This window comes from bacterium (genome assembly GCA_012517375.1).
GTDB lineage: Bacteria > Hydrothermota > Tepidihabitantia > B3-TA06 > B3-TA06 > JAAYVC01.
Map to the genome: position 1 here is coordinate 1 of JAAYVC010000100.1, position 23,578 is coordinate 23,578.

Consider the following 23,578-nt stretch of genomic DNA (forward strand, 5'->3'; position numbering starts at 1 on the left):
AATATTGACCTTCTATGCCGTCGACGGCCGCAAGATTGAGTCTTTTGCACTCGACGAAACCGGGTCCGATTTCTCATGGAATGCATCGACGCTTCCCTCAGGCGTGTACTTTGCCAGATTATCTTGCGGGGGCAATACCGTTACTCGTAAAGCTGTATTGACAAGATAACGAGAATGCCTCATGTTAGGACAGGACGATCGAGGTTAAGTAACTCTTTATAAGAGCTTACCGCTAAGTATCTCCTCGGCCGAATCCTTGAGCGCGAAGTTGACATCTTTGCGGGCGGGGGATATAATCTTCTGCTCGTAAAAAAACCCCTCCAAGGAGGAGGCAAAATGGTAAAGTTTGGACGTTTTTTCGCTCTTTTATCCATATTATCTGGCGTCATGTTCATAAGCTGCAGTAAACAAGGCGCTCCTGCGATTCCAACCATGATATTCGCCCCTTCGAGCGGCACGAAGGGGCTTGCATACTCGATATCGGTTTCCTCGACAGATCCAGATGGCGACAGTATCCGGATCATAGCCGATTGGGGAGACGATATTGCTGATACAAGCGCCTTCTTAGGAAGCGGCGACACGATAGAGATGCCTCATAGTTGGGCATTTGCCGACACTTTTTCCATACGATTAAAAGCTCTTGACGCAACCGGATCGGAATCAGACTGGTCGGATGCTCATACAATCACAATTTCAATCGGCGGTAATGCTGCCCCCCAGGCGCCGGGGATTACGGGACCGTCGTCTGGAAGTGTCGAAAATGAATATTTGTTTATTTCCTCGGCGATAGATCCTGACGAGGACAGCGTCTCTGTTATCCTCTATTGGGGCGACGGGACTAACTCTGGCTGGAGTTCGTTTGTACATAGTCAGCAGGGTATAGAATTCTTTCACACCTTCATCGCACCCGACACCTACTATATTACCGCAAAGGCAAAGGACTGCCGCATGGCGGAGTCAGCATTGTCGGATAGTTTTCCCATTATCATCTCCGAAGCCGGAGAGGACCGTTTGATCTGGAGTTATGAGACAGGCGGCAATGTCTACTCCTCTGCGAGCATCGGTAACGACGGCACTATCTATGCAGGATCCGAAGATTCATACCTCTATGCCTTAGATCCAGAAGGGAATTTCAAATGGAAGATAAAGACTGACGGCATAGTATACACCCCTGCCATAGATATACAGGGCACCATTTATGTGGTCTCTACCGGACTTTATGCTGTCAATCCCAACGGTTCCCTGAAATGGCATTACTCAACCGGAATGTACGAATTCGCTGCGCCTGCTATAGGAGAGGACGGAAGCATATATTTTGGCTCATGTGACGGTTCTCTTTATGCAATTAATCCCGACGGCACGAAGAAGTGGACTTATGCAACAGGAAGGCAGGTTAATACGCCTTCAGTAGGTTCTGACGGTACAATCTATGTCGGATCTAAGGACAGTTGTCTTTATGCGATAAACCCTGCAGGTACCTTGAAATGGAAGTACAAGACAGACGGATGGGTAACCTCTTCTCCTGCGATAGGTTCGGACGGGACGTTGTATTTCGGTTCGAATGACGGCTATCTTTACGCTCTCAACTCCTCGGGAAGTCTTAAATGGAGCTATAAGACAGGCTCTGCTATCGGGGCTTCCCCGGCTATAGGTCCGGACGGAACAATCTACGTTGATTCCAAGGATCGTTACCTTTACGCCATTACCTCCGCCGGCGCTCTAAAATGGAAGTATTACGTATACTGTCAGTATAGCTCTCCGTGCGTGGGATCGGACGGCTACGTTTATGTCGGCGCTTCTGATTACTATCTTTACGCTATCAAGACGGAAGATGGAACCCTTGGATGGAGGTATCAGACAGGCGGAGGAATAGATTTTTCGTCCCCCATCATAGGTCCGGATGGAACAATCTATGTAGGTTCGAACGACTACAAGCTCTATGCTATAAAGGGTACAGGCCAGCTCGCTTCGAGCGCGTGGCCGATGTTCGGTCACGACCTTAAGCATACCGGACGCGCTGGTGGAGGCTGATTTTTTATTGCGAGGTAAAGAGTCAGTATGCGGAATTCCCGGTTGAGATGGAGAGGTTAAGCATTGTTGGTATTCGTCAAGGAGAGAGTATATAACCAAAAAAGGAGATATCGATGAAAAAGTTGGGTTTGTGGATTGGCTTGATAGTAGGATCGTCCCTGCTTATACCGGTCGTTTTCGTTGTTCCTGCAGTTATGGGATTCGACCTTTTTCAATTCTGGTGGGGGATTGCCCTTTTCATCATACTCATGCTTTTGCCCTTCGTTTTCGTCGCAATACTTATGATTTCCGTCTTCGGCGGCGTCTTCAAGAATCTTCCCGGTCTTAACAAAGAAGCAAGAAAGCTCATGACTCAGGGCAGGCCAGGCCGGGCAACCGTCCTTAGTATCGGCGAAACCTCGCAGGGAACGGTGACAGTCAACCAGCAGCCATACCTTCATCTGGAACTCCAGATCTTCGACGGCTCCACTACACCCTACCAGGTGGGTATCGATACAATCATCCCGCGCTATGCTGTGCCTCAGTTCCAGCCCGGCGCGTCTATCCCAGTCCGAATCGACACCATTGACAAAACCAAAGTTGTGATCGATTGGAGTGAGCCCTCCTCACGCCCTTCGTCCTCCTCGCCCTCTGCCTCCTCCCCTTCCTCTCAGGCCGAGATGCCCACCGTAGGCAACGTGAGTGATTGGAGCACGATGGACGACGTGCTACTCAGGCAGGACGGCATCGACGGAAGAGCGAGACTCATGGGCGTCGAGCCTACAGGCAAATCAAAGGGGTACGAATCCTTGGTTAAGATGACCTACGAGGTCACGGCGCCGGGCATGGAGACCTACAGCTTTTCTAAAGAAGTGCCCATACCAAGCCAGTACATTCCTCAACTCCAGAACTGTGTAGGAAGGAATTATCCCTGCCGGATTCACCCGAAAGACAAAACCAAGATAAAGGTGGACATAACATTTTAGCAGCTCCTTTTTGCCCATAGGCAAGAAGATCGCAACAGACGACTGAAGTTAGATACGGCAATGTTTGACAATTTATAAGGCCAAGGTATACTAAAATTAGATTTTTAAATATAACTCCATAAGGAGGAGAGATGGCTCAAAAGAAATCGCGCTTCGGACTCATGTTCGTCCTTCCGTTCATTGCCGCTATCCCCATTGTTATCTGGGGGGCGCTGGAAACCGAGATAAAAAAAATCATCGGCAAGCAGTGGTGGGAGGGGCTGATGCCCGTTTTCATCGTATTCGTAGTTGTTTGCTCCCTTCTCCCATTCATTGGGGTGTTCAAAGGGCTTTTCGGCGGAAAGGGAGGATTCAACTTCTTCTGGGGTTCGGGGAAGAAGGCCAAGGAGATTCTTTCTACCGGCAAGTCAGCAACCGCTACCCTTCTTGCGATAGGTGAATCCAGTCAGGGCGGAACAGTAACCATCAATGACCAGCCGTACCTAAATCTCAGGCTCAAGATAGACGACGGTTACAAGCAACCCTACGAGGTGAGCATCGATACCGTCGTTCCCCGCAGTGCGGTTCCTCAGTTCCAGCCCGGGGCTTCTTTCAAGGTAAAGATTGATCCAACAGACCCCAACACCGTTGTTTTCGATTCGCAAGGTACAGAGGCATATGTAAGCTCTGGTGCTGTGCAATCAGTTCAGCAGCCGACGGTCGGCGGCAAGGGCTGGACCCACCTTGACCATACCCTGCTCGAGCGCGACGGCAGGGATGGCGTGGCAAAGGTTCTTTCAGTCGAGGATACAGGTCGGTCTGAGGATTTCAACCCGCTAGTACGCATAAGCTACGAGGTGTTCATCCCCCGCGAGGAGCCGTACACTGTGACGAAGGATATACCGATGCCGACACAGTATGTGCAGCAATTGCGTAATGTTGTGGGTCGAAGCTTCCCTTGCCGGGTCCACCCTCAGGACCCGCAGAAGATTCAGGTGAATATAACGTTCTGATAGCAAATGGCTAAGCGCTTTAAACTTGGATTCCTAGGCAGCATCCTTATCTGGGCGCCAGTGGCGCTTTTAGGGATTTTTAGCGAAAAAGTCATCGGTTTTATCGGAGGAGCTTGGTTTGGAATACTTATGGGCGTTTTTGCAGTGGGGGCGGTGGCGCTTGACATCTTCCCATTCTTTTCGGGAGGGGCGGGAGGATATTACTTCTTTCTCGGAAAGGGACGTAAGGCAAGGAAGATACTTGCCTATGGAAGAGCTGCGAAAGCCACCCTTCTCGGGATTGATGAAAACTCCGGAGGCGGAACGGTAACCATCAATGACGATCCTTACCTTAACCTCAAGTTAAAGATAGACGATGGCTCAAGCCATCCCTACGATATCAGTCTTGATGCAGTGGTTCCGAGATACCTTGTACCCGCATTTCAGCCCGGGGCGAGCTTTCCTGTGAGAATTGATCCGCAGGATATGCAGGTCGTAGTGTTTGATACCAACCAGGCGGCGCTTGACGGCACGGGCATCATTCTTGAGGGTACAAAGCCGCAGATATCCGGTCTGAATAGAACGCAGGAGGAAACAGAAGCAATTCATAAGAGGGGGATTAAAGCCACAGCCATAATCAAGTCGATTGAACCCACCTGCAAGAGTCACGATTTCAAGCCCCTGGTCAGGGTTGATTATGAGGTTACAATCTACGGCGAGAAGCCGTACATTGTCGAAGCCGAACTGCCCATTCCTTCACACATGGTCGAGCAGTTCAAGGAAGTAATCGGGAAAGTTTTCCCTGCAAAGGTCCACCCCGAGGACCGCAACAAGATATCGGTGGACGTAACGTTCAGTTAAACCTTAAAGGAGGAATAGATGAAATCGGTAAAATACATTCTTCTTTCAGGGGTCGTTTTTGCGTTGGGCACTTTGATGTCTCCATCCGGACTAATTGCCAAGAAAACAGTTTTTCTCTCCTCGCCGCGCTACAAGATAAGCATAGCATGCAATGTGCAAGGCAAGTGCGATCCTTATGAGGGCGCCGCGTTCTCTATGCTTTCCTTCTCGACGGATTTCGAGATAACAAAGTTCGGTGCGCCCGTGGCGGAAACCTATGAGGTCTGGTTCTACACCCAGTCCGAGGATATGTCCACAGCATGGATTCCGGGCATCCAGATACACGGAGAAGGCACGATTCTCGGCTATAAGATATGCCCTGCGTGGGAGACCGAGGAAGATGAAATAGAAGCGAAGGTTACAAGCGGACCCAGCCCTTTCAAGCCGTGGCTCGAGGTCTTGAGCGAGAAGGTGATACGGGACACAGCCAGCCTGGAGACCGTCCTGCCCATCGTCCCGACTGCATGGTTTCGCTTCACATCGGGCTTCTCCGTCGGGGGTGACGAGCTTGCCTGGGAGTATGAAAAGCTGGGCACATGCTCAATTGAGAACTACTATCTCACCTTCGGCGTCCCTGTGGACGACCTTGCGCAAGGCAAGGCCGTGATGATAGATACGACCATCAACTACGGATACGAGACGGATAAATGGTCGGTGATATTCACGCCCTTGAGCGAGGAGAAGTAAACGTCGGCTGAAGCCTGAAGAAGATGTGTTCTTTCGGGAACAAGTCGACTCCCGCTCGCAGCAATGAATATCGAAAGATTATAACCCAAAAGGAGAAAAGCGTGAGAATCTTAACAAAATCAGTAGCGACAATGATAATCCTCGGAGGAATTGCCTTACCCTGTTTCTTGGAGGCCGAAAAGACCGTGTTCCTATCATCCATGCGCTACCTTGTGGATGTCAGTCTCGACGTCACGGGCAAGTGCGACCCTTATGAGGGCGCGACGTTCTCAGCGCTCTCTTTCGTAACCAAGTTTGATGACGTCAGGTTCGGCGCGCCTCAGTCCGAGTCTCATGCGGTATGGTTCTACTTACCGGTGGAAGGTTCGGCCGGAACCCGCGTACCCGGCATTCAGATCAGCGGTGAAGGCGCATTCCTTGATTACAAGATTTGCCCTGCATGGGACGACGACAAGCCCACCGAGGCAAAGGTAGTAAAGGGGCCGAGCAAGTTCGAACCCACTCTTGAGGTAATTAGCGAGGGCGAGATAAGAGACACTGCCAGCTCGGAAACTATCCTTCCCCTCGTTATCACCGCCTGGTTCAAATTCTTTACGTCCTTCTCGGTTTTGGGGGATGAACTCGCCTGGCAGCACGGAAACATCGGCGGCGCAGGCATCGAGAACTACGCGTTCGTCTTCGGCGTTCCGGTTGACGTCCTTGCCCAGGGCAAGCAGTTTTCTCATAAAGAAACCATTAAGAACGGTGCCGAGACGCAAAACTGGTCGGTAATGTTCATACCTCTTGATGAGGAATGAGAAGCTAAGAACAGGTGTTTTGAAACTTATCGTAAGTGTCTGCGTCTTTATGGGAGGAAGATAGGTGTTATCTGTCCAGTTACAGGAAAATAAAACTCAACTGGCCGATGTATATGTTTTGAGACTTAACCCTCGCTATAGACGGGACGAAAGGATTGTAGATAACACTCCATTACAGAGAGGAGAAAGTATGAAAGTTTTAATAGCCTACGCCACGAAGTACGGCTCTACCGGAGAAGTTGCCGCCAAGGTCGGCGACGTTCTTAAATCCCGAGGCATGGACGTAACAGTTGCTGACATCAAGGACAAACCAGACCCCAAGGGCTACGATGCGGCCGTTGTGGGCGGGGCCGTCTACATCGGCATGTTAAACGGCAAAGCCAAGGGGTTTGTGGCAAGACACAAAAAGACCCTGAAAGGGATTCCGGTCGCATACTTTGTCGTGAGCGGAACCATGAAGGATGATACTCCCGAGAACAGGGAGAAAATCCGTAAGAAGCTCAATCCGATGGTTAAGAATGTAGTGCCAGTTGACGTGGCTTTGTTCGGTGGCGCGTTCGATCCGGCAAAGGGACCTAAAATGATGGCTTCGGAACCAGCCTCCGATTACCGTGACTGGGAGAAAATCTCCGCATGGGCGGAGGACCTCGCAGAAAAGCTAAAGAAAGGAGTTGTATGAAGATTCTCGTAGCTTATGCAACCGCGTTCGGCTCGACCAGGGAAATAGCGGAGAAGGTAGGCGAGGTGCTCAAATCCAAGGGGATGCAAGTTGATGTGTCGAGCGTCTCAGACGTATCCGACCTCTCAACCTACAACGCATGCATCGTCGGAGCGCCTGTGATGAAGTTTCGCCTCCTGCCACAAGCACAGAGGTTCGTAAAGTCCAACAAGGACGTATTAAGCAAGATACCAGTTGCCTATTTTTCCCTCGGTTTCAAGATGATGGAAGATACACCTGAGCGTCGCGAATGGATGATGCGCAAGCTCAAAGTCGTGACGAAACTAGTCCCGCCTGTAGACATCGGTCTTTTCGGAGGCAAGTACAAGAAGCCTGAGAAGGGTTTCGCTCTGCCCTTCCCCGAGGGCGACTGGCGCGACTGGCAAAAGATTACCGCCTGGGCCGACAACCTCGCTCAGAAACTCAAGAAATAAAGACGGAGACGATATGAAAGCCCTTGTTGCCTAGCTTTCTCGAAGTGGGAACACGCGCAAGGTCGCCGAAGTCATAGCGAGTACGCTCGAAACTGACATGGAAGTTAAGCAATTGAACGAAGTTGATAGTCTTGACTATTACGATTTCTTCTTATTGCATCTTGCGAATGCTGTACAGCACGGTTCTAATCGATCACGACGTGGTTGATTGCGCGCCTGCGGCACGGTTTCTGACTCAACTCTCCAGATTAGTCGAAGAAGCTTATGGACTCGACAGATAGTAAATTACCTTGACAATACATCAAGATGACTATATAGTGTACTATGAATAAATCGAAGACAAAAGATGGATTTCACTTTCAGCGGTTCGGAGAGAACCGTTCTCTGATACTCGAAACTACGGTAGCCGCAAGCTGGAGGCACAACCAGCCCTGTTTGATGGAGCTGGACGTAACTAAAGCGCGTGAAGCCATACACCGCATTCGGCGGGAAAAGGCCGAGGGCATAAGCTTTCTTTCCTGGCTCATGACTTGCATAGGCAAGGCCTGCTCGGAGTATCCACAAGTTCACGCTTGGAGATACGGGGCGAGAAAGACGGTTACTTTTGACGACGTCGATATAGGAACCTACGTGGAACGCAAAGTCGGTGGCGTTTCCATCCCCGTCCCCATGGTAATAAGAAAAACCAACGCGAAGAGTTCTGAGGAGATATTCAAGGAGATACATAGTGCACAGACTCAAACGGTGGACACCGAGGGGCATTTCCTTGGTTCCGATGATGGGGCCGATCGCATAGCCCGTATATCGCGCCGTCTCCCGCGATTTTTAAGAATGCTCATCTGGAGGAGGTTGATGCATGACGGTTTCATGGCTAAACGCATAATTGGAACCGTAGGTGTTACGGCGATGGGGATGGTAGCTAGGGGAACCGCGTGGCCTATACCTTCGGGGCTGCGCACCTTGAGTTTTGCTGTGGGACCGCTTTCACGCAAGCCCGCATTTATCAAAGACAAGGTTGTACCCAGGGAGTTTCTTTGTCTGACTGCCGTTTTCGACCACGACATCGTCGACGGTTTGCCTGCGGCAAGGTTCCTGGCAAGACTCGCAAAACTAATAGAAGGTGCTTATGGTCTCGAAAAACTTTGATTCCCGCCCGTATCCCTCAATCCGACATCCAGCCCTTTCAGCGCCCCTCAGTCCTTCTCAGCCCTCCAGCCGTTAGATTGACAACGGTTGCGTTCAAGTTATAGTCATCGCATCTAATTTGGTTTCTTTGTATGCTTCTAAAGGAGGTTTTGGTGACCGAGTCCAAAATAAAGGTCTACGGCTACCGCTGGTTAGTCCTCGCGGTCTTCATGCTCGTCGCTGTGCTCAATCAACTTCTCTGGATAACGTTTGCGCCCATCACTGGTGCTGCCGCGTCCTTCTACGGAACGACCGATCTCGTGATTGGTCTTCTCTCAATGGTCTTCATGGTCGTCTACATCATCATCGCGCTGCCTTCGGCATGGGTCATAGACACCTGGGGATTCCGCGCGGCCGTAAGCATCGGCGGCGTTCTCACCGCGCTGGGCGCACTCGGGCGGGGGATATTTGCTGAAAATTTCACAATAGTGTTCATCTCTCAGGTAGTAATCGCATTCGGTCAGCCCTTCATTTTGGGTTCCATCACGAAGCTTGCCGCTAGGTGGTTTTCTCTTGAGGAACGGGGGACGGCGTCCGGTCTCGGCACCCTTTCGATGTATCTCGGAATCCTTTTGGGCATGATTCTTACACCTGTCCTTACCATCTCCTACACAATGAAGGGGATGCTCCTCGTTTACGGGATTGCGGCCGCATTGGTGGTAGCGCTTTTCATTATCCTAGCGCGCGAACACCCTCCTACAATTCCCTGCCCCGAGGGTCACAACGATCGAGCGCTGATGTTCGACGGGCTTAAAAGCATGCTGCGCAACCGTAACTTTATCCTTCTCCTCATCATCTTTTTCATTGGACTCGGGATGTTCAACGGCGTAACGTCATGGATAGAAGTCATCGTGCGGCCTCGAGGTTTTTCCATCTCCCAGGCCGGAATGGCAGGCGGCCTCATGCTGGTAGGCGGTGTAGTAGGAGCTCTTGTTATCCCCTTGATATCAGACAAGATTCGCAGACGCAAGCCATTCATCATAATGGCTCTGGCGGGTCTTCTCCCGGGACTGGCCGGCATCACCTTTGCTCAGAGTTACTGGCTTCTCCTTCTCTCCGGGTTCATCTTCGGATTCTTCCTTTTGAGTTCCGGACCGATAGGCTTTCAATACGGCGCTGAGATAACGCACCCTGCACCGGAGGGCACGTCGAACAGCCTGCTTCTGGTGATGGGCCAGATATCCGGCATAGTCTTCATATTCCTGATGGACGCGCTCAAATCGCCTCAAGGCTCGATGACGATCTCGCTTCTCGGTCTCATCGGTCTAATGATACTCTGCGTCATACTTTCCTTCTTCCTTCGCGAATCGCCCGTTCACGACGCTACAAGAAGATAAAACCATGGGAACGGGCCTTTTTACAAACAAGGGGCATAAGCCGTCCAGAGAACAAATCATGCAATCTCTGGGACGTGCATCCGGATTGTGGGATGAACTTCTCTCTTTTATCAAGAGGAGTTACCAAATCGAAGGCGAGTTCAAATACTACGGGGTAAAGACGGGCTGGGCGTACAGGGTCCACAAGGCCGGAAAAGCCCTTATCATGCTTTTCTTCGAGACTAGCGGGCTTATGGCGCAAATCGTTTTGAATCCTGCACAAACCGAGAAAGCCCTTCTTTCGGGTCTCAGCCCTCAAACGACCGCAATGCTCAAGGGTGCGAAAGCCTACCACGATGGACGTTGGCTCTTCATCAACCTCAAAACCGACAAAGAGCTTGAAGACTTAAAGAAACTCCTTTTGGTTAAGAGAAAACCGGTCGGAAAGTAATCCATGGATAACAAAATCCTTGACTGGCTCATGCAGGGCGATGCTTCCATCCGGTTCCAGACGATGCGGGATATCCTCTGTCTGAATCCTCGTGAAATCAAAAAAGAGCAAGCCAGAATCGCGCTGGAGGGTTGGGGCGCAAGACTCCTCTCCCTTCAAAACCAAGGTGGGGGATGGGGCGCCGGCATCTACATCCACAAATGGACATCAACAACCTATACCATGCTTCTTTTGCGCGACCTCGGACTTGAACCGAAGCATCCACAAGCAGTCAAGGGCGCAAGGCTTCTTCTCAACGAGGGGTTTTACAAAGACGGCGGAATAAACTACTTCGGCTCTCTCGACCATTCCGAAGTAGGCGTTACGGGGATGATCCTTTCCATACTCTCTCACTTCCAGCTTGAGGACGAAAGGCTGCATTCGATTGCGCAATTCCTAATCTCTCAGCAACTCGATTACGGAGGATGGTTCTACCTCTCTCCTCAGGGCAGAACCGATGTTTGTTTTCACACCACTATTTGCGTCCTCGAAGGGCTCAGGGAGTATGAAAAGTGGGAGCCGCAAAATCCAAGGGTTGTCTCGCAAAGTCTTGCCATGGGCCGCGAGTTTCTCCTGAAGCACGAGCTCTTCAAGATCGAGGGAACAAACATGCCAGTACATCCCTCTTTTGTGAAATTTGCTTTCCCGACTCGCTATCGCTACGACGTGATGCGTGCCCTCGATCATCTTCAGGAATGCCGTGCCAGAAAAGACCCCAGGATGGAGGATGCTATCAGTCTTCTAATCTCAAAGCGTAGGAAGGACGGCGCCTGGCCGCTAGGGCCTCGCTGGCCGGGCAGAACTCATTTCGAGATGGAGGAACCCGGCAAGCCCAGCCGCTGGAACACCCTGCGGGCGCTCAGAATACTTAAATGGTGGAATAATGAATGAACAAATCTTTACCCAGCGAGTAATCGAATTGATCAAAAGAATACCTTGCGGCAAGGTGGCGACGTACGGCCAGATAGCGACAATGGCTGGTGACCCTTACGGTGCAAGACAGGTCGTGAGGGTTCTCCATACATGCACCGCTAAGGCCGGCCTGCCCTGGCACCGGGTCATCAACTCCAAGGGCACCATCTCCCTGACAGGTCAGGGTTACCTCGAGCAGCGCTCGCTCCTCGAGGGGGAGGGTGTGCACTTCGACTCCGACTCGAAGATTGACTTCGACCGCTTCCTCTGGAAGCCGTAAAAATTCTGAAAGTATCAAATTAGCTAGATGGGGATAAGGATTATATTGCACATTTAAGACTTAGGTAATTTACCTCTGATCTTGCTCTTTTCTCGAATGTTATAAGCCGCAAGACTGGTTAAGGACATTCAGTTAAGCAAGTTAGTAGTGGAGTAATGAAACATTGCCAAAACCAAGTCAATTCTCAGAAAGCTCCGAATGGTTATGGATTTAGGATATTACTTCTCGACAAGCAGCTTGGAAACCAAGTCGTCTGTCGTTACCCCATCAGCCTCTGCTGCGAAGGAGGTCACAATTCTGTGTCTCAGCACCGGGTGTGCCATCGCCTTCAAGTCTTCATCGCCGGGTGTAAGCTCGCCGCGAAGAATCGCGCGGGCCTTTGAACCGAGAATCAGATACTGCGACGCTCGCGGGCCTGCACCCCAGCTTACGTACGAGTTGATGTAGTCGAGTTTATTCCCCTTGTTCGGCCTAGTCTTCGCTACGAGAGCGACCGCATCCTTTATCAAGGCGTCCGAAACAGGCACGCGGCGCAGAAGCCCCTGGAATGCAAGAATATCCTCCTTCGAAACAACCTCGCCGAGTTCCGGCAGATAAGCCGAGGTTGTCTCCTTTACTATTTCCTCTTCCTCTTCCTGAGCAGGATAATCGACCTGTATCGAAAACATAAAGCGGTCAAGCTGCGCCTCAGGCAGAGGATAGGTTCCCTCCTGCTCGATAGGGTTCTGGGTCGCAAGAACTGTGAAGGGCAGATCCATTGGATAAGTAACACCGCCTACAGTTACCTTTCTCTCCTGCATGGCTTGAAGAAGTGCGGCTTGGGTTTTAGGCGGAGTACGGTTGATTTCATCCGCAAGGAGAATATTGGCAAATACCGGTCCCGGTAAGAACTTCATTGAACGTTTTCCGGTTCGTTTTTCCTCCTGGAGTATCTCTGTTCCAGTGATATCGGCGGGCATTAGATCAGGTGTAAACTGAATTCTGTTAAAACTTAAACCTAGCACCCTTGCCAAGGTATTGACTATAAGGGTTTTAGCAAGACCAGGCACTCCAATAAGAAGACTGTGGCCTTCACACAGGAGAGATATTAGTATTCTCTCTACAACGGTTTTTTGTCCGACAATAATCTTTCCGAATTCTTTATCCAGACGTTCTCTTGCTTCACGTAAACGTCGTAAAAGAACGCGATCGGATTCAGATCCTGTGGATAAACGCGTTTTTTTTTCTTCTTTCATTTTATTTAAGTTACGTTTCATATAACTTTAGAAGGTTTTCCACCATTTCTGAGAAGTTATTCACACCGAGTGTTGGCAAATTGATGTTTTTAAATGTAAGTTGCATTATTCCTTTCCCTTTTTTTGTTTGTTTAACCCACATCGTGGATATTCTTTTCGAAGTCGGAAATTTTGGATAATCGACGCTGATGGCGATCTCCCTCAAAGGATGCTTCAAGCCAAGCGGTAATCATGCGCTGAGCCATCAACTCGTCAACCAAATCGGCGCCTATACAAAGAACGTTAGAATTATTGTGTCGCTTGGACATCTCTGCGTCCTTTGCTGAACAAACTCGTGCTGCCCTTATACCGTTTACTTTATTTGCGGCTATTGACATGCCTATTCCTGTTCCACATATAAGAATGCCAAGGCTTCCTTCATTCTTTGATATTGCCCGGGCTACAGAAATGGCATAATCGGGGTAATCCGATGTCGTCAAATTGTCCGTACCCAGGTCTTCCACCTCATATCCTTTTGACGCAAACCAGTCCTTAAGATAGCTTTTTAATGAAAAACCCCTATGATCAGATCCTATTACAATTTTCATAAGTCACAAAAATAATACATACTTAAGTGGCGGCGGAGGGGATCGAACCCCCGACACGCGGATTATGATTCCGCTGCTCTGCCAACTGAGCTACGCCGCCGGAAGCGAAAAGAAATTCTACTCGGAGTCAGGTTTTTGTCAATCTTACAACCCCAAAAAGTTACTCCCAAACTTTTTGGGACTATAGTCTATTATGAGTTTTGTCGCAATATTGTTTACCTTAATAACCATTCCACAAGGCGGCTGGGTAAGAAATTATGGGTGGAGTGGATTGGACATAGGTGAGTCGGTAAGACAAACTTATGATGGAGGTTACATAGCAGGTGCTATTTCCATTGAATCTGATGCTGATACTGCTCCTGTACGTTTTTTTGTTGATCAAAACAAAATCCAATGGAGATACAATTTGGACACATATCTACGATGGTGGTGGTACTCGTGATGTGGACTGTTGTTGCATTCATCAAACTAAAGATGGAGGTTACGTTATTTTTGGTGCCTCTGCTTCATTCGGAGGAATTTGGTCACTTAAGACGGATGACAAAGGCGATACCTTATGGACACGAATTCTTCAAGGTGAGAATCAACATTACGGTGTGAATTCAGGTGAACAAACCACAGATGAAGGCTACATTATTACAGGTTGTGGCTATTTTGAAAATAGCTATATCGGTCTCCTTCTCCTCAAGACCGACTCCCTTGGCTATGTAGGTATTACTGAACCCGTAATACCACCTGTCCAATCCGACTGGCAGGTAGTTTCTCCGGTCGGCCCAACTGTTACTTTGAGGTATGAAAAACAGCCCCAGGGGTTTCACGCCCTTATGTTCGACGCTTCGGGCCGCAAGGTAGATGAGATTGGCTCTTCCTTAACCTCAGGAGAAATTGTCTGGGGTGAGAGCTTCGGGCCGGGCGTCTACTTTGTGAGGGTTGAGTCCTCTCACCCTTCCACGAAAAAGATTGTATTAATCAGATGATGCCTTGGAAAATGTCGCTTTTTCTGACAGAAACGTCCGCCTGTCCCTAAAATCGAGTGTAAATGGTTTTTATAGACCTAATGCACCACAAGAACCGGGCATGTAGCTTTGTCCAGAACGCGCAACGAGGTGCTCCCGAGTGCCTCGAGTTCTTTGCCGTGGAGTCCCCTTGAACCGAGTATAACGAGATCGAAACCGTCTTCTTCAATCAATCTCAGAATCGCCTCATCGGGCCTCTCGTCGAACACGAGCCTCTCGGTCGGTTCTATAGCTGTGCCTTTGAACACCTTTGCTGCCGCGTCAAGTATCTTGCGACCGTCCTCATGAAGCGCATCCCTTACCTCAGGATGGATGTCCACCGAGTACAAAGGAGGAATATAGGCTGCATAGAGAATGGTTATCTGCGATTGCATGCACGCGGCAATATCTCTTGCAGTCTGGGCCGCCCTTAGCGAGTTATCGGAGCCGTCGACGGCTACGAGAATCTTAGTAAACATGTGCTATCCTATTTAAACTACGTGGCAAGTCAAGAACACTGAAGTACTGCACCACCGCGTATTCGGCTTTCCTTCATCGCGAGCAGAACTTCGTTGGCATCTTCAAGACAGAAGACCTCTACCTCGGTTTTTACAGGTATTCTTGCCGAAAGTTCAAGGAGTCTTCTTACGTCCTCGTGCGTGCTGTTCGCCACAGATAGGAGCTTGCGTTCGCCGTAGATCAGTTCGTAAGGGAATGCAGGGATATCGGACATCGTTATGCCGGCAAGAGCGAGCGTTCCGCCTGGCTTTAAATGCCCAAGAGCTTGAGGAACAAGCGAGCCAGCCGGAGCGAATATTATGCCTCTATCCAAACGTTCCGGTGGGTCGTCATCGGCTGCGCCTGTCCATTCGGCGCCCAGACCCTCAGCAAGTTCGCGATTTCCCTTTGTTCTTGAGAAGACAAACACCCTTAGCCCTAGGTAGTTCGCTATTTGGATCGTTACGTGGGCCGAATTGCCGAAACCATACAATCCCAATATCTCCCCTTCCCTTGCTCCTGAGAGCGCTAGTGCGCGGTACCCGATTACTCCTCCGCACATTAACGGTGCTGACTGGGCATCGCCTAGCCCATCCGGTATTCTGTAGGCTGAATCCGACGGCGCAACGACGTACTCCGCATAACCGCCGTCAACGTGGTAGCCTGTAAATCTCGAACCCGAGCACAGATTCTCCAAACCTTTTTTACAAAACTCGCATTTACCGCACGTTTCGTAAAGCCAGGGCACTCCTATCCGCTCTCCCAATCTCTCTTCCGAAACACCTTTTCCAACCTTGTCAATCCTTCCTACAATCTCGTGGCCGGGAATCAGCGGAAGCCTGGGCAGAGCGAGGTTGCCTTCAACGGTATGCAGATCCGTATGGCACACTCCACAAAAGGAGACCTTTAGTCGTACTTGACCCTCAGCGGGCTCAGGTAAAGGCATTTCAGCAAGCTCTAAAGGTCTCGACTCCGCAGGCGCTGGTTTTTTTAGAATCATCGCTCTCATAATGTTCAAGCATAACTCGCTCAATCCCCAAGTCAAGCTTGACATGCAATTTCTTTCTCCTAAACTAGGAAAATGATTCGTTTAATCCTTGTGATAATTGTCTGCGTTCTTGACGGGACAAGTTTCGGCAGACTTTCAGAAAGATGGGTGGATGAAGCAAGGGAGGAGGGTTGGCGAATCGATACGACCGATGAGTTGGTTTTTGAAAGAACGATGCAGGATTTTGGGCGCTATCTTGAGACTTCAGTTGGAGAAAGAAAACTTGGCCGCATCGCAAGGAAGGTCGAAACCCCCTACGATCTCTCTCGGGCGTTGGATAAGGTAACGGGCAAACGGTTCGGCGAGCACTATCCCTCATTCTACGCGTGGTCTGAATCTGAAAGTTTCATCCTTGATACAACCTGGCTTTCGCGCAAGAGCGAGCATTTCCTGTTTCTTTACCATCCGGGAAGCAAGGCAGCGCAGGATATAAGTTTAATTGAAATGGCGGCGGAGCAGGCTTTCAACCAAATCTCAGCCATCCTTGGCGCGGATTCTCAGGAATACTCAAGACTTGAAAGAATAGTGATGACGGGTGATACAACGCCATACTACACCGCAGGCAGGATTCCTGTAAGGCTTCATCACGACCGAAGGTCCATAGGAGGGTTCGAGGAGTCCTCAGGAGGCCAGACCGGCTTCAGACCCGTATGGTTTGGCGACACGGTAGGCTATGCCTTGTGGATAAACCTCGGATATCCGGGACCTGCAGGGCTTTTCGGAATTCCTCATGAAACCGCGCATGCGCTCGCTCTCCTTTACCTCTCTGATGAATCCAAGCTCTCCGAGATTCTCAGTTCAGACCCCTATGTCAACTCCAACAAGCTTCGCTCGGCAGTCCTTCCCGACGACCTCTTGAGACTAGAAGGCTGGGCATACATGGTTCAGAACAACTACTCCGCATATGTTCGCCTTGCACTCTGGCGCTCCTCCAGAGAGGCTGTGGCTTCAGCCATTCCTCAATTCGGATTCCCCGATTGCTTCAATTTGCTTAACGGCGAGGTTTCAAAGACCGCTCTCGAGCGCACGCTTTCCGTTCTCGGCATGGAGAAATCGGTTAACTATGCCGAGAGGATGCGGTACTTCTTCTCAGCAGCCGATATGATTCGTTTTCTTTACGAGCGCTACGGCGGAGAAAAGCTCGCACGTTTTCTTTCCGACCAGCGCGAACCCATGGAGGCGCTTTATGCTGTCTATGGGCTAACGCCTTACGCGCTCGAGGAGGCATGGAGAAAGGATGTTGTTTCTGAGTAAAAAAAATGCCCAGGGTAACGAAGCTTGGTACGTCTATATCCTTCAATGCTCGGATGGTTCCTTCTATGCAGGCGTGGCAAAGGACGTTATTGCCAGACTTCGAGAGCACAACTCCGGCAAAGGCGCGCGCTACACTCGAAGCCGTCGTCCCTGCCTCCTGCGGTTCTTCGAGCGCCATCCATCGCGTTCGAGCGCACAGACCGAGGAAGCACGCATCAAACAAATGACGCGCGAGGAAAAGCTTGCATTCTTGAGCCGCTGTCCTGTCGAATAAGTTCCCACAGCTTTCCTTGAGCATCCTCACTTCCCTTAGATTCCCTGCTTTACAGAATCCTTGACAAAGAAGTTGATTATCATATCATCCTCTGTCTGACTAACACCCGGAGGTTTGAATCGACATATTCAGGATTCAAGCAGTCCATAGCTTTCCAAAGGCGTTGTAGAGGTGATATATGCAAGTGAGGCCTTATCTTGCCTTTCTTTCAGGGCTGCTCGCTCTCTCAGTCGCATGTCCGTCAAGGAGGGGGCCTGTGCATGATAACGACAGTTTTCGGCTAATCATTCTCAACGAAAACTGGATGAGCCGGAATCTTGGCTACGAGGCCGACCACGCGCTATCCATAATCAAAGCGCTCGATACATCCAGTCCACTCTTTACCATAAGTCTAAAAGAAATGGAACATTACGATTGGAACAGACAACAAATTACCCTGACCGATGATGCGACTCAAAGGTTTGCGCAAAGTCTTGAAAAGGCAGGCAGGTTGACAGACGGAGCTGAGAAGTTGAAGAGCCTCAAGAACAGCATGGGGTGGGGGAATCCGCTTCAATCTGCTTTATATACCCGTATCTTTCTTGTCGTATTCAACAAAGAGATCATTTACGGCGGTATCTTCCTGGACGCCACCTCGCAGATGGCTATCAACTACCCTGTTGCACGAGTGCTTCTCGATGATGGCAAAGCCGTTATATCGCTTCTTCCCATTCACATCCCGTTCGTGAATGAGGACCCGGTCGACTCTCGAGGCAATATGCGCGGGCTTGCAGTGACCGATGAGGCCAAAGCAGATATCGAGGCGTTGAACAGCAATGACTCGTTCATCGACAAGTGGATAGGCGGTCTGGCTGCAAGTCCGGTGGCTCAAGAACACCGCAAGATGCTCAGGAATCCAATGATCAAAAGGGTTTTGGAAGCCTCGGGCAAAATCGAAAAGTGACATAGCGTCTAAGGTCATCCCGGAAAAGCAATCGTTCTGGGGAACAAGGAAGGCGATTCCTCTATTGACAAACATGTCTTAAGGGCTATCATTTTTCATATAAATCCAACCGGAGGCGCGTAAGATGAAAAAAATCTTCATTACATTTTTTGCCGCTATCGTGGGGGCTTTGGCAGTGGAGTGGGATATTGAGCAGGTAACACCTGCATCCGAGCCCTACAACTTCTATCCTGTGCTTGCTCTTGATGATCAGGGATTCGCATACATCCTCTATTATCAGTGGAACGAAACACCCGAACTCAGGGTGGCATCCAATGCAACCGGCGCATGGAAGACGAGACGGGTTACACACTTGACCGAGGCTTTTGGAGATATTTTCAGCATCGATGTCGACTCAAAGGGTCATCCCTATGTCACTTACATGGACTCGGCAGGTCCGGGTAAGTACGACATATTCCTGGCAACAGATACCACGGGCATGTTCGTCGCGGAGAATCTTACGGATGACGAAGCCTACCAGTCCTCGCCGGTTCTGCGTCTTTATCACAACTATAACCCCCATCTTATTTACGTATCCGAGATGCAGCTCTGGTTTGGAATCGACAACGGGTTCGACTTCTACAACGAACAGGTATGCGATAACTATCTCCAGGAAGAATGGTACGTCGGAAGCGATTACGCGCTCGACCCGGAGGGCGGCGGTTCGGCATTCTACATTGGTGATGACGGTTTCTTGTGGTGTGCATCTACAGGTGTCCCCCTTGCCTCAAGCTTGCCCCTTTGGGCTATGCACAAGTTGACCGATACGGAAAGCTTCTGGCCTTCTGTGCATAGCGAGTTCTTCACGATGCATGTAGCGTACGTATCCGGGATATATCCCAATAGAATCCATTACATCAGCGGTTCGGGCATGGACTGGGTTGATGAACCCGCCTCCACCGAAGGCCTGGAGGAAACTATGAACGAGCGGCCGTCTATCGCGCTCGGGGCAGATTACGACCCGCACATCGTCTGGATGCGGTCGCTGCAAGTAAACGACACGGTATGGCAGTACGATCTCTATTACACGCACAAAACCCAGTCGGGCTGGGTCGAAGAGGCGGTAACATCCACGTCGGAGAGAGACGAGAAGCCGGGCTACGGACACTACTTTGCGATAGACTCCAAGGGCTACGGTCACATAGTCTGGTCTGCGCCCGACTCCGTTGACTGGATAGACCACATCTTCCATGCAAAATCCAGGACACCGATTGCGACAGGTATAGTCGAGACCCCACTGCCCCCTAGTAATTCCCTCTCCATGTTTGCAGACGGGTCTCGAATCCGTTTCGAACTTGCCTACTCCTCCATTATCCGCCTCTCGCTCTACGACGCTTCAGGCAGAAAAGTTCAGGATATCGCCACCGGTTTCTACCCCGCCGGTCAGAACGAGATTACCGTCAACTCGAGCGCTCTTCCAACAGGCGTATACTTCGCAAGGCTCGAATCGCAAATGGGTTTTGTGAATGCGAAATTCGTGATAACACGCTGAGAATCAGGACGAGGCATGCCTTGTCCTCTTCAGAAACTCAACCGAGGAGGTTGACATGAAAAAAACGGTTTTTCTGGTCTTTTCATTAACCGCTCTATTGACAGCGGTTGAATGGAACACCGTGCAGATAACGCAAGAAAATTACGACGCATTCTCTCCTGTTCTGGCTCTTGACCATGCAGGAAAGGCAAGGATTCTCTTTATTCAATGGGGTGAGGAGAGCGCCTTTCTTAAGACGGCTTCAAACGCCACAGGCTCATGGAGCATCAAGAATGTGGCGCAGGTTAATGAAGCCGAAGTATACAGCATAGATGTTGACGAACATGGAAACAGCCACGTGGCGTATTTTGATTACTTGATTGAAGATAATTACGATATCTTTTACGCAACCGATAAGGAAGGGTCATTCGCATCCGTCAATCTCACGGATGACGGTCTGTTGCAGGTGGCGCCGGTTCTCAAGATAGACCGCGAAGGCGCACCGCATATCATCTACGTTCAGGCAGACGAGGTAAATGCGCAGCTGTACCATGGATGGTTAGAAGACGGCGAGCTGAAAGGCGCGGAGAAGATCACAACAAATCTTTATCAGGACGACTACATCGGTTACGACATGGTTTTTGACCCATTGCATGGCGTGCACGTTTTCTATATAGGAGACGACACCTACCTCTGGAAAGCGACATCCGGCGAGCCCGCATGGCTTAAGGAAAAGATCAACTCTCTTTCAAGCGAGTGGCCTTCGGCTGTAGCCGATCCAATGGGATCTCTTCACGTTGCATACGACGCCGACAGAGCAAGCATTCATTACACCACGAATGCGAGCGGAACCTGGCAGGATGAGATAGTAACCGACAACGCTCCGGAGGGAGGCGGGGACTGGAGACCGAATCTTGTGCTCGACAACCTTTTCGGGTATCACGCGGTAGGCAAGCCCCATATCGCCTGGATCCGCTATGGCTCCGATTACTGGGGAGATTTATGGTATTCTACAAAGCCCGATGCGAACTGGGCGGAGGAGGCGATAACCTCTGAGCCTGGCAAGGATGAATGGCCCGGTTTCGGCCGCTACTTCGCCATAGATGCCGAAGGCTACGGACACATAGTCTACGATTATCCTGACTCCGAAGAAATATGGCAGATAATGTACGCCAAGAGCAAGGAACCTATTGCAGAACCGGTCGCTATAGCTGAAGATCCGCCCCGAAACCTCTCGCCCTCCCTTTCGATTTGCGGCGCCCAAATCCGCTTCAGCATTCCCCAATCCTCATTCATCCGCCTGACCCTCTACGATGCTTCGGGCAGGATGGTAAAAGAACTGGCCTCAGGTACTTACCCAGCAGGTCAAAATGAGATTGGCGTCAACTCTAGCGCTCTTCCAGCAGGCGTGTACTTCGCAAGGCTCGAATCGAACAATGCATCCGTGAACGCGAGGATGGTTTTAATCAAGTAGATTTCAAGTGAAAACGAAAAGGGCGCACCAGGCGCCCTTTTTTAATCTTTAAGTTATTCTACCAGGATACTACTTCTAAAGCCGGACGCCTGGAGGCCTCCGCTTCTCTCGATTTGAAATCCCTTCTGCCTGCGGTTACAGTTTCTTCCTTAGCCCTAAGCATTATTCCGTTGTTAGGCTGACCGGTTCTCCAGTTCTGAACAATAGAAGTAATGTCGAAATAGAGGTATCCGACTTGAGAAGCGGTGTCAAGGTATGATGTATTGTAAAGCGATGAAGGTTCCGAGCCTGGTTTTACGTTGACGCCCTGCCAGTCTTGAGTTATCTGGTATACGGCTATATTGCAGTTGTCGCCTTCACTGTACTCGCGCCAGAGCTTTATTCGCGCGCGCTTGAACGTTTCTCCTGAAGGTATTACAGGGTCCTGGAACTTGATGAAAGCGTGAAAGAACCCCTGCCATCCTGGATCGTAACCCACAAGAATATACTGGGCTGTTGAAAAACTGCTGGCTGAATCGATGCTGAGCGTGTAGGTGTCATCGTTAGCGTCAAGAGACTGGAAGTTGACCTCGACCGTAAGCTCAATAGAAGCCGTATCTGACAAGGACTCCGCGTTGGTAGCCACAATCCTTACAGTATCATAAGCCGTTGTCCACAGGAACTCGGGCGCTGTCCAGACAGCCGAATCGCCCAATCCTTCTATAGTTCCGAGTGATGCGCTCCAACTATAAGTAACGCCTGTAGTGTCATCTACCAAGCAGTGAAGAACAGTTGTCTGTTCGGGTTTAAGTGTCGTTTCATCCGCAGTGAGCTCTGTAATGTTCACGGGCGAAGGTTTTGCGCAGGAAATAAATCCTGCGATTATCGCACAAGCCGATATTATAATAAGGCTGCGTTTCATTCTGCCTCCTTCTATACGTTTTTTCGTTCAGCAAGCGTTTCTTGGGGTCGCTTACTGAGGCGTTTTCGAAACAGTTATAACATACGGTTCAAGATAATTGTAAGCAACCTCGCCTTTGCCCCACGAAGGGTAGAACCCTGTTTCGTCCGTAACCTCAAGGAACCATGTCCCGGCGTCGAAGGGCATAGTTTTGTAAGGTGTTATAAGATCGATGACCGCTAGAGTATCCCTTACTTCCTTGAAAAGAGAGCCGTCGGGTTTAATAAGCTTCAATACAGGTTTCGCGTCTCCTCCAATCCTTTCCACCTTGATGTAAAGTAGAGTTGTGTCTTCTAACTCGAATTCGTAATAATCCGGAAGCGAAAGCATGGGCTCGACGGAGTCTGAGAAAGCGTCGCAGAGGTAGGAGCCGTCGTGAGGGAATCCCAATTCAAGAGGAGTCGCGTTCGCCGTATCATCATCAGGCTCGAAAGGGTCATTTATTTTTGTTTTTGAGATTTCTACGCTGTAGGTGAAGCGGTCGGTATCTGGGTCGCCATTTTGCGTAAGCCTAAGGTAGTAAAGCTGGTTGGACTTTGACGCAATCCAGGCCGCAGGTTCAAGCTCCGAATTCCTGGAATCCACAAGGAGAGCAAGGTCTTTTGACGTTAAAAGCTCCGCTCTAAGATAAAATCCCGCCTTCTTTGGCTCTATAAGCTTGACTTTAATGAGCAGTATCGAGCCGAAGTTTTTATCGGAACCGATGCCGAAATGGAACACCTCTGCGGAATCCGTTGCAGGTACGGTAACCTGATAGGTATAGGGCAGAGTGACATTCCAGGCGCTGTCGATGGAGTTGTTGTTCGTCGGATCGGGGAGAGGTGGTGGCTCGACATTGCAGCTGGTTCCTAAAATGAAGGATGCAGCTGGAAGGAGGAAAAGAATCAAGGTTTTTACGAATCTCAAATATCTCGACATCAACTTATAGCATAAGCCATACTCAAAGTTTGTCAAGATTCTTTTAACCAAAAGCCTTTGACTCAACAAAGTACAATATCTATAGAAGAGACTTGACAGACTTGCTCGAATAGTCTATAATAATCTAGTCGAAAATAGTCTTCTCCAGAATAGAGAAGAATCTTCAATAAGTGAGCCCGGGGTTGCAGGTGGTTCTTGAGATACAACTGCTCTTGA

Annotated in this window: 27 protein-coding genes and 1 tRNA gene; 21 read left to right on the forward strand and 7 right to left on the reverse strand. The window is 49.9% G+C overall.

What is annotated here, in order from left to right; genetic code table 11:
* The 14 genes from GX441_10680 to GX441_10745 all read left to right on the forward strand — a co-directional run.
* A partial coding sequence (locus GX441_10680) for a T9SS type A sorting domain-containing protein (protein ID NLI99109.1) occupies positions 1-169 on the forward strand: 169 nt, incomplete at its 5' end.
* A gap of 167 nt (positions 170-336) precedes the next feature.
* Positions 337-2,031 carry a PQQ-like beta-propeller repeat protein gene (locus GX441_10685; GenBank protein NLI99110.1) on the forward strand — a complete coding sequence of 565 codons (1,695 nt, stop codon included), beginning with the start codon at positions 337-339 and terminating at the stop codon, positions 2,029-2,031.
* A 113-nt stretch (positions 2,032-2,144) separates the two neighbouring features.
* Positions 2,145-2,996, forward strand: coding sequence for a hypothetical protein (locus tag GX441_10690; GenBank protein NLI99111.1), 852 nt, complete (start codon positions 2,145-2,147; stop codon positions 2,994-2,996).
* 876 nt (positions 2,997-3,872) lie between these two features.
* The gene (locus tag GX441_10695) at positions 3,873-3,974 is read left to right on the forward strand and encodes a hypothetical protein (protein ID NLI99112.1); all 102 of its coding nucleotides are present in this window, start codon (positions 3,873-3,875) and stop codon (positions 3,972-3,974) included.
* A 20-nt stretch (positions 3,975-3,994) separates the two neighbouring features.
* Entirely contained in the window at positions 3,995-4,828 is an 834-nt protein-coding gene (locus GX441_10700) for a hypothetical protein (protein NLI99113.1), read from the forward strand.
* Positions 4,829-4,846: 18 nt separating this feature from the next.
* A complete protein-coding gene (locus GX441_10705) occupies positions 4,847-5,554 on the forward strand; it encodes a hypothetical protein (GenBank protein ID NLI99114.1) in 708 nt (235 codons plus the stop codon).
* Positions 5,555-5,655: 101 nt separating this feature from the next.
* A complete protein-coding gene (locus GX441_10710) occupies positions 5,656-6,351 on the forward strand; it encodes a hypothetical protein (GenBank protein NLI99115.1) in 696 nt (231 codons plus the stop codon).
* Positions 6,352-6,541: 190 nt separating this feature from the next.
* Positions 6,542-7,030: a hypothetical protein gene (locus GX441_10715; GenBank protein NLI99116.1), complete on the forward strand. Its 489-nt coding sequence runs from the start codon at positions 6,542-6,544 to the stop codon at positions 7,028-7,030.
* On the forward strand, positions 7,027-7,503 hold the full coding sequence (locus GX441_10720) for a hypothetical protein (protein ID NLI99117.1): 477 nt from the start codon (positions 7,027-7,029) through the stop codon (positions 7,501-7,503). Before GX441_10715 ends, GX441_10720 begins: the two co-directional genes overlap by 4 nt.
* Before the next feature lie 324 nt (positions 7,504-7,827).
* A complete protein-coding gene (locus GX441_10725) occupies positions 7,828-8,649 on the forward strand; it encodes a 2-oxo acid dehydrogenase subunit E2 (GenBank protein NLI99118.1) in 822 nt (273 codons plus the stop codon).
* 131 nt (positions 8,650-8,780) lie between these two features.
* The gene (locus GX441_10730) at positions 8,781-10,025 is read left to right on the forward strand and encodes a major facilitator superfamily domain-containing protein 7 (protein ID NLI99119.1); all 1,245 of its coding nucleotides are present in this window, start codon (positions 8,781-8,783) and stop codon (positions 10,023-10,025) included.
* A 4-nt stretch (positions 10,026-10,029) separates the two neighbouring features.
* Positions 10,030-10,455, forward strand: coding sequence for a DUF3788 family protein (locus GX441_10735; GenBank protein NLI99120.1), 426 nt, complete (start codon positions 10,030-10,032; stop codon positions 10,453-10,455).
* A 3-nt stretch (positions 10,456-10,458) separates the two neighbouring features.
* Positions 10,459-11,385, forward strand: coding sequence for a hypothetical protein (locus tag GX441_10740; GenBank protein ID NLI99121.1), 927 nt, complete (start codon positions 10,459-10,461; stop codon positions 11,383-11,385).
* Positions 11,378-11,686: an MGMT family protein gene (locus GX441_10745; protein NLI99122.1), complete on the forward strand. Its 309-nt coding sequence runs from the start codon at positions 11,378-11,380 to the stop codon at positions 11,684-11,686. The genes GX441_10740 and GX441_10745 overlap by 8 nt, the downstream gene beginning before the upstream one ends.
* A gap of 218 nt (positions 11,687-11,904) precedes the next feature.
* On the opposite strand, the gene GX441_10750 is transcribed toward GX441_10745, so the two are convergent.
* The 3 genes from GX441_10750 to GX441_10760 form a co-directional block, all read right to left on the reverse strand.
* Positions 11,905-12,921 carry an AAA domain-containing protein gene (locus GX441_10750; GenBank protein ID NLI99123.1) on the reverse strand — a complete coding sequence of 339 codons (1,017 nt, stop codon included), beginning with the start codon at positions 12,919-12,921 and terminating at the stop codon, positions 11,905-11,907.
* A gap of 131 nt (positions 12,922-13,052) precedes the next feature.
* Entirely contained in the window at positions 13,053-13,508 is a 456-nt protein-coding gene (rpiB, locus tag GX441_10755; GenBank protein NLI99124.1) for a ribose 5-phosphate isomerase B, read from the reverse strand.
* A 27-nt stretch (positions 13,509-13,535) separates the two neighbouring features.
* Positions 13,536-13,608 (reverse strand) — tRNA-Met (locus GX441_10760).
* Between the two features lie 293 nt (positions 13,609-13,901).
* Here GX441_10760 and GX441_10765 point away from each other — a divergent pair.
* Together GX441_10765 and GX441_10770 are read left to right on the forward strand one after the other, a co-directional pair.
* A complete protein-coding gene (locus GX441_10765; GenBank protein NLI99125.1) occupies positions 13,902-14,108 on the forward strand; it encodes a hypothetical protein in 207 nt (68 codons plus the stop codon).
* Positions 14,105-14,485, forward strand: a complete 381-nt coding sequence (locus tag GX441_10770; GenBank protein NLI99126.1) for a T9SS type A sorting domain-containing protein — start codon at positions 14,105-14,107, stop codon at positions 14,483-14,485. Before GX441_10765 ends, GX441_10770 begins: the two co-directional genes overlap by 4 nt.
* Positions 14,486-14,562: 77 nt before the next feature.
* On the opposite strand, the gene GX441_10775 is transcribed toward GX441_10770, so the two are convergent.
* Together GX441_10775 and GX441_10780 are read right to left on the reverse strand one after the other, a co-directional pair.
* Complete coding sequence (locus GX441_10775; protein ID NLI99127.1) at positions 14,563-14,982, reverse strand: universal stress protein; 420 nt, start codon at positions 14,980-14,982, stop codon at positions 14,563-14,565.
* A gap of 29 nt (positions 14,983-15,011) precedes the next feature.
* Positions 15,012-16,010 (reverse strand): zinc-dependent alcohol dehydrogenase family protein, encoded by a 999-nt coding sequence (locus GX441_10780; protein ID NLI99128.1) that lies wholly within the window; start codon positions 16,008-16,010, stop codon positions 15,012-15,014.
* A 72-nt stretch (positions 16,011-16,082) separates the two neighbouring features.
* Between GX441_10780 and GX441_10785 the strand changes: the two genes are divergently transcribed.
* The 5 genes from GX441_10785 (at position 16,083) to GX441_10805 (ending at position 21,504) form a co-directional block, all read left to right on the forward strand.
* The gene (locus GX441_10785) at positions 16,083-17,303 is read left to right on the forward strand and encodes a hypothetical protein (GenBank protein NLI99129.1); all 1,221 of its coding nucleotides are present in this window, start codon (positions 16,083-16,085) and stop codon (positions 17,301-17,303) included.
* Entirely contained in the window at positions 17,287-17,577 is a 291-nt protein-coding gene (locus tag GX441_10790) for a GIY-YIG nuclease family protein (protein NLI99130.1), read from the forward strand. The genes GX441_10785 and GX441_10790 overlap by 17 nt, the downstream gene beginning before the upstream one ends.
* Before the next feature lie 256 nt (positions 17,578-17,833).
* The gene (locus GX441_10795; protein ID NLI99131.1) at positions 17,834-18,520 is read left to right on the forward strand and encodes a hypothetical protein; all 687 of its coding nucleotides are present in this window, start codon (positions 17,834-17,836) and stop codon (positions 18,518-18,520) included.
* Positions 18,521-18,644: 124 nt separating this feature from the next.
* Entirely contained in the window at positions 18,645-20,051 is a 1,407-nt protein-coding gene (locus GX441_10800) for a T9SS type A sorting domain-containing protein (GenBank protein ID NLI99132.1), read from the forward strand.
* Positions 20,052-20,106: 55 nt separating this feature from the next.
* Positions 20,107-21,504 carry a T9SS type A sorting domain-containing protein gene (locus tag GX441_10805; protein NLI99133.1) on the forward strand — a complete coding sequence of 466 codons (1,398 nt, stop codon included), beginning with the start codon at positions 20,107-20,109 and terminating at the stop codon, positions 21,502-21,504.
* Between the two features lie 58 nt (positions 21,505-21,562).
* Here the strand turns inward: GX441_10805 and GX441_10810 are convergent, their stop codons facing one another.
* On the reverse strand, positions 21,563-22,405 hold the full coding sequence (locus tag GX441_10810; GenBank protein NLI99134.1) for a DNRLRE domain-containing protein: 843 nt from the start codon (positions 22,403-22,405) through the stop codon (positions 21,563-21,565).
* Between the two features lie 51 nt (positions 22,406-22,456).
* Entirely contained in the window at positions 22,457-23,362 is a 906-nt protein-coding gene (locus GX441_10815) for a hypothetical protein (GenBank protein NLI99135.1), read from the reverse strand.
* Positions 23,363-23,578: the final 216 nt, after the last annotated feature.

Bases quoted from the DNA above. Each gene is read 5' to 3' on its own strand.
- GX441_10685 (NLI99110.1), top strand. From the start codon at position 337: ATGGTAAAGTTTGGACGTTTTTTCGCTCTTTTATCCATATTATCTGGC.
- GX441_10690 (NLI99111.1), top strand. From the start codon at position 2,145: ATGAAAAAGTTGGGTTTGTGGATTGGCTTGATAGTAGGATCGTCCCTG.
- GX441_10700 (NLI99113.1), top strand. From the start codon at position 3,995: ATGGCTAAGCGCTTTAAACTTGGATTCCTAGGCAGCATCCTTATCTGG.
- GX441_10705 (NLI99114.1), top strand. From the start codon at position 4,847: ATGAAATCGGTAAAATACATTCTTCTTTCAGGGGTCGTTTTTGCGTTG.
- GX441_10715 (NLI99116.1), top strand. From the start codon at position 6,542: ATGAAAGTTTTAATAGCCTACGCCACGAAGTACGGCTCTACCGGAGAA.
- GX441_10720 (NLI99117.1), top strand. From the start codon at position 7,027: ATGAAGATTCTCGTAGCTTATGCAACCGCGTTCGGCTCGACCAGGGAA.
- GX441_10725 (NLI99118.1), top strand. From the start codon at position 7,828: ATGAATAAATCGAAGACAAAAGATGGATTTCACTTTCAGCGGTTCGGA.
- GX441_10730 (NLI99119.1), top strand. From the start codon at position 8,781: ATGCTTCTAAAGGAGGTTTTGGTGACCGAGTCCAAAATAAAGGTCTAC.
- GX441_10735 (NLI99120.1), top strand. From the start codon at position 10,030: ATGGGAACGGGCCTTTTTACAAACAAGGGGCATAAGCCGTCCAGAGAA.
- GX441_10740 (NLI99121.1), top strand. From the start codon at position 10,459: ATGGATAACAAAATCCTTGACTGGCTCATGCAGGGCGATGCTTCCATC.
- GX441_10745 (NLI99122.1), top strand. From the start codon at position 11,378: ATGAATGAACAAATCTTTACCCAGCGAGTAATCGAATTGATCAAAAGA.
- GX441_10750 (NLI99123.1), bottom strand. From the start codon at position 12,921: ATGAAAGAAGAAAAAAAAACGCGTTTATCCACAGGATCTGAATCCGAT.
- rpiB (NLI99124.1), bottom strand. From the start codon at position 13,508: ATGAAAATTGTAATAGGATCTGATCATAGGGGTTTTTCATTAAAAAGC.
- GX441_10765 (NLI99125.1), top strand. From the start codon at position 13,902: ATGGAGATACAATTTGGACACATATCTACGATGGTGGTGGTACTCGTG.
- GX441_10775 (NLI99127.1), bottom strand. From the start codon at position 14,982: ATGTTTACTAAGATTCTCGTAGCCGTCGACGGCTCCGATAACTCGCTA.
- GX441_10780 (NLI99128.1), bottom strand. From the start codon at position 16,010: ATGAGAGCGATGATTCTAAAAAAACCAGCGCCTGCGGAGTCGAGACCT.
- GX441_10785 (NLI99129.1), top strand. From the start codon at position 16,083: ATGATTCGTTTAATCCTTGTGATAATTGTCTGCGTTCTTGACGGGACA.
- GX441_10790 (NLI99130.1), top strand. From the start codon at position 17,287: ATGTTGTTTCTGAGTAAAAAAAATGCCCAGGGTAACGAAGCTTGGTAC.
- GX441_10800 (NLI99132.1), top strand. From the start codon at position 18,645: ATGAAAAAAATCTTCATTACATTTTTTGCCGCTATCGTGGGGGCTTTG.
- GX441_10805 (NLI99133.1), top strand. From the start codon at position 20,107: ATGAAAAAAACGGTTTTTCTGGTCTTTTCATTAACCGCTCTATTGACA.
- GX441_10810 (NLI99134.1), bottom strand. From the start codon at position 22,405: ATGAAACGCAGCCTTATTATAATATCGGCTTGTGCGATAATCGCAGGA.
- GX441_10815 (NLI99135.1), bottom strand. From the start codon at position 23,362: ATGTCGAGATATTTGAGATTCGTAAAAACCTTGATTCTTTTCCTCCTT.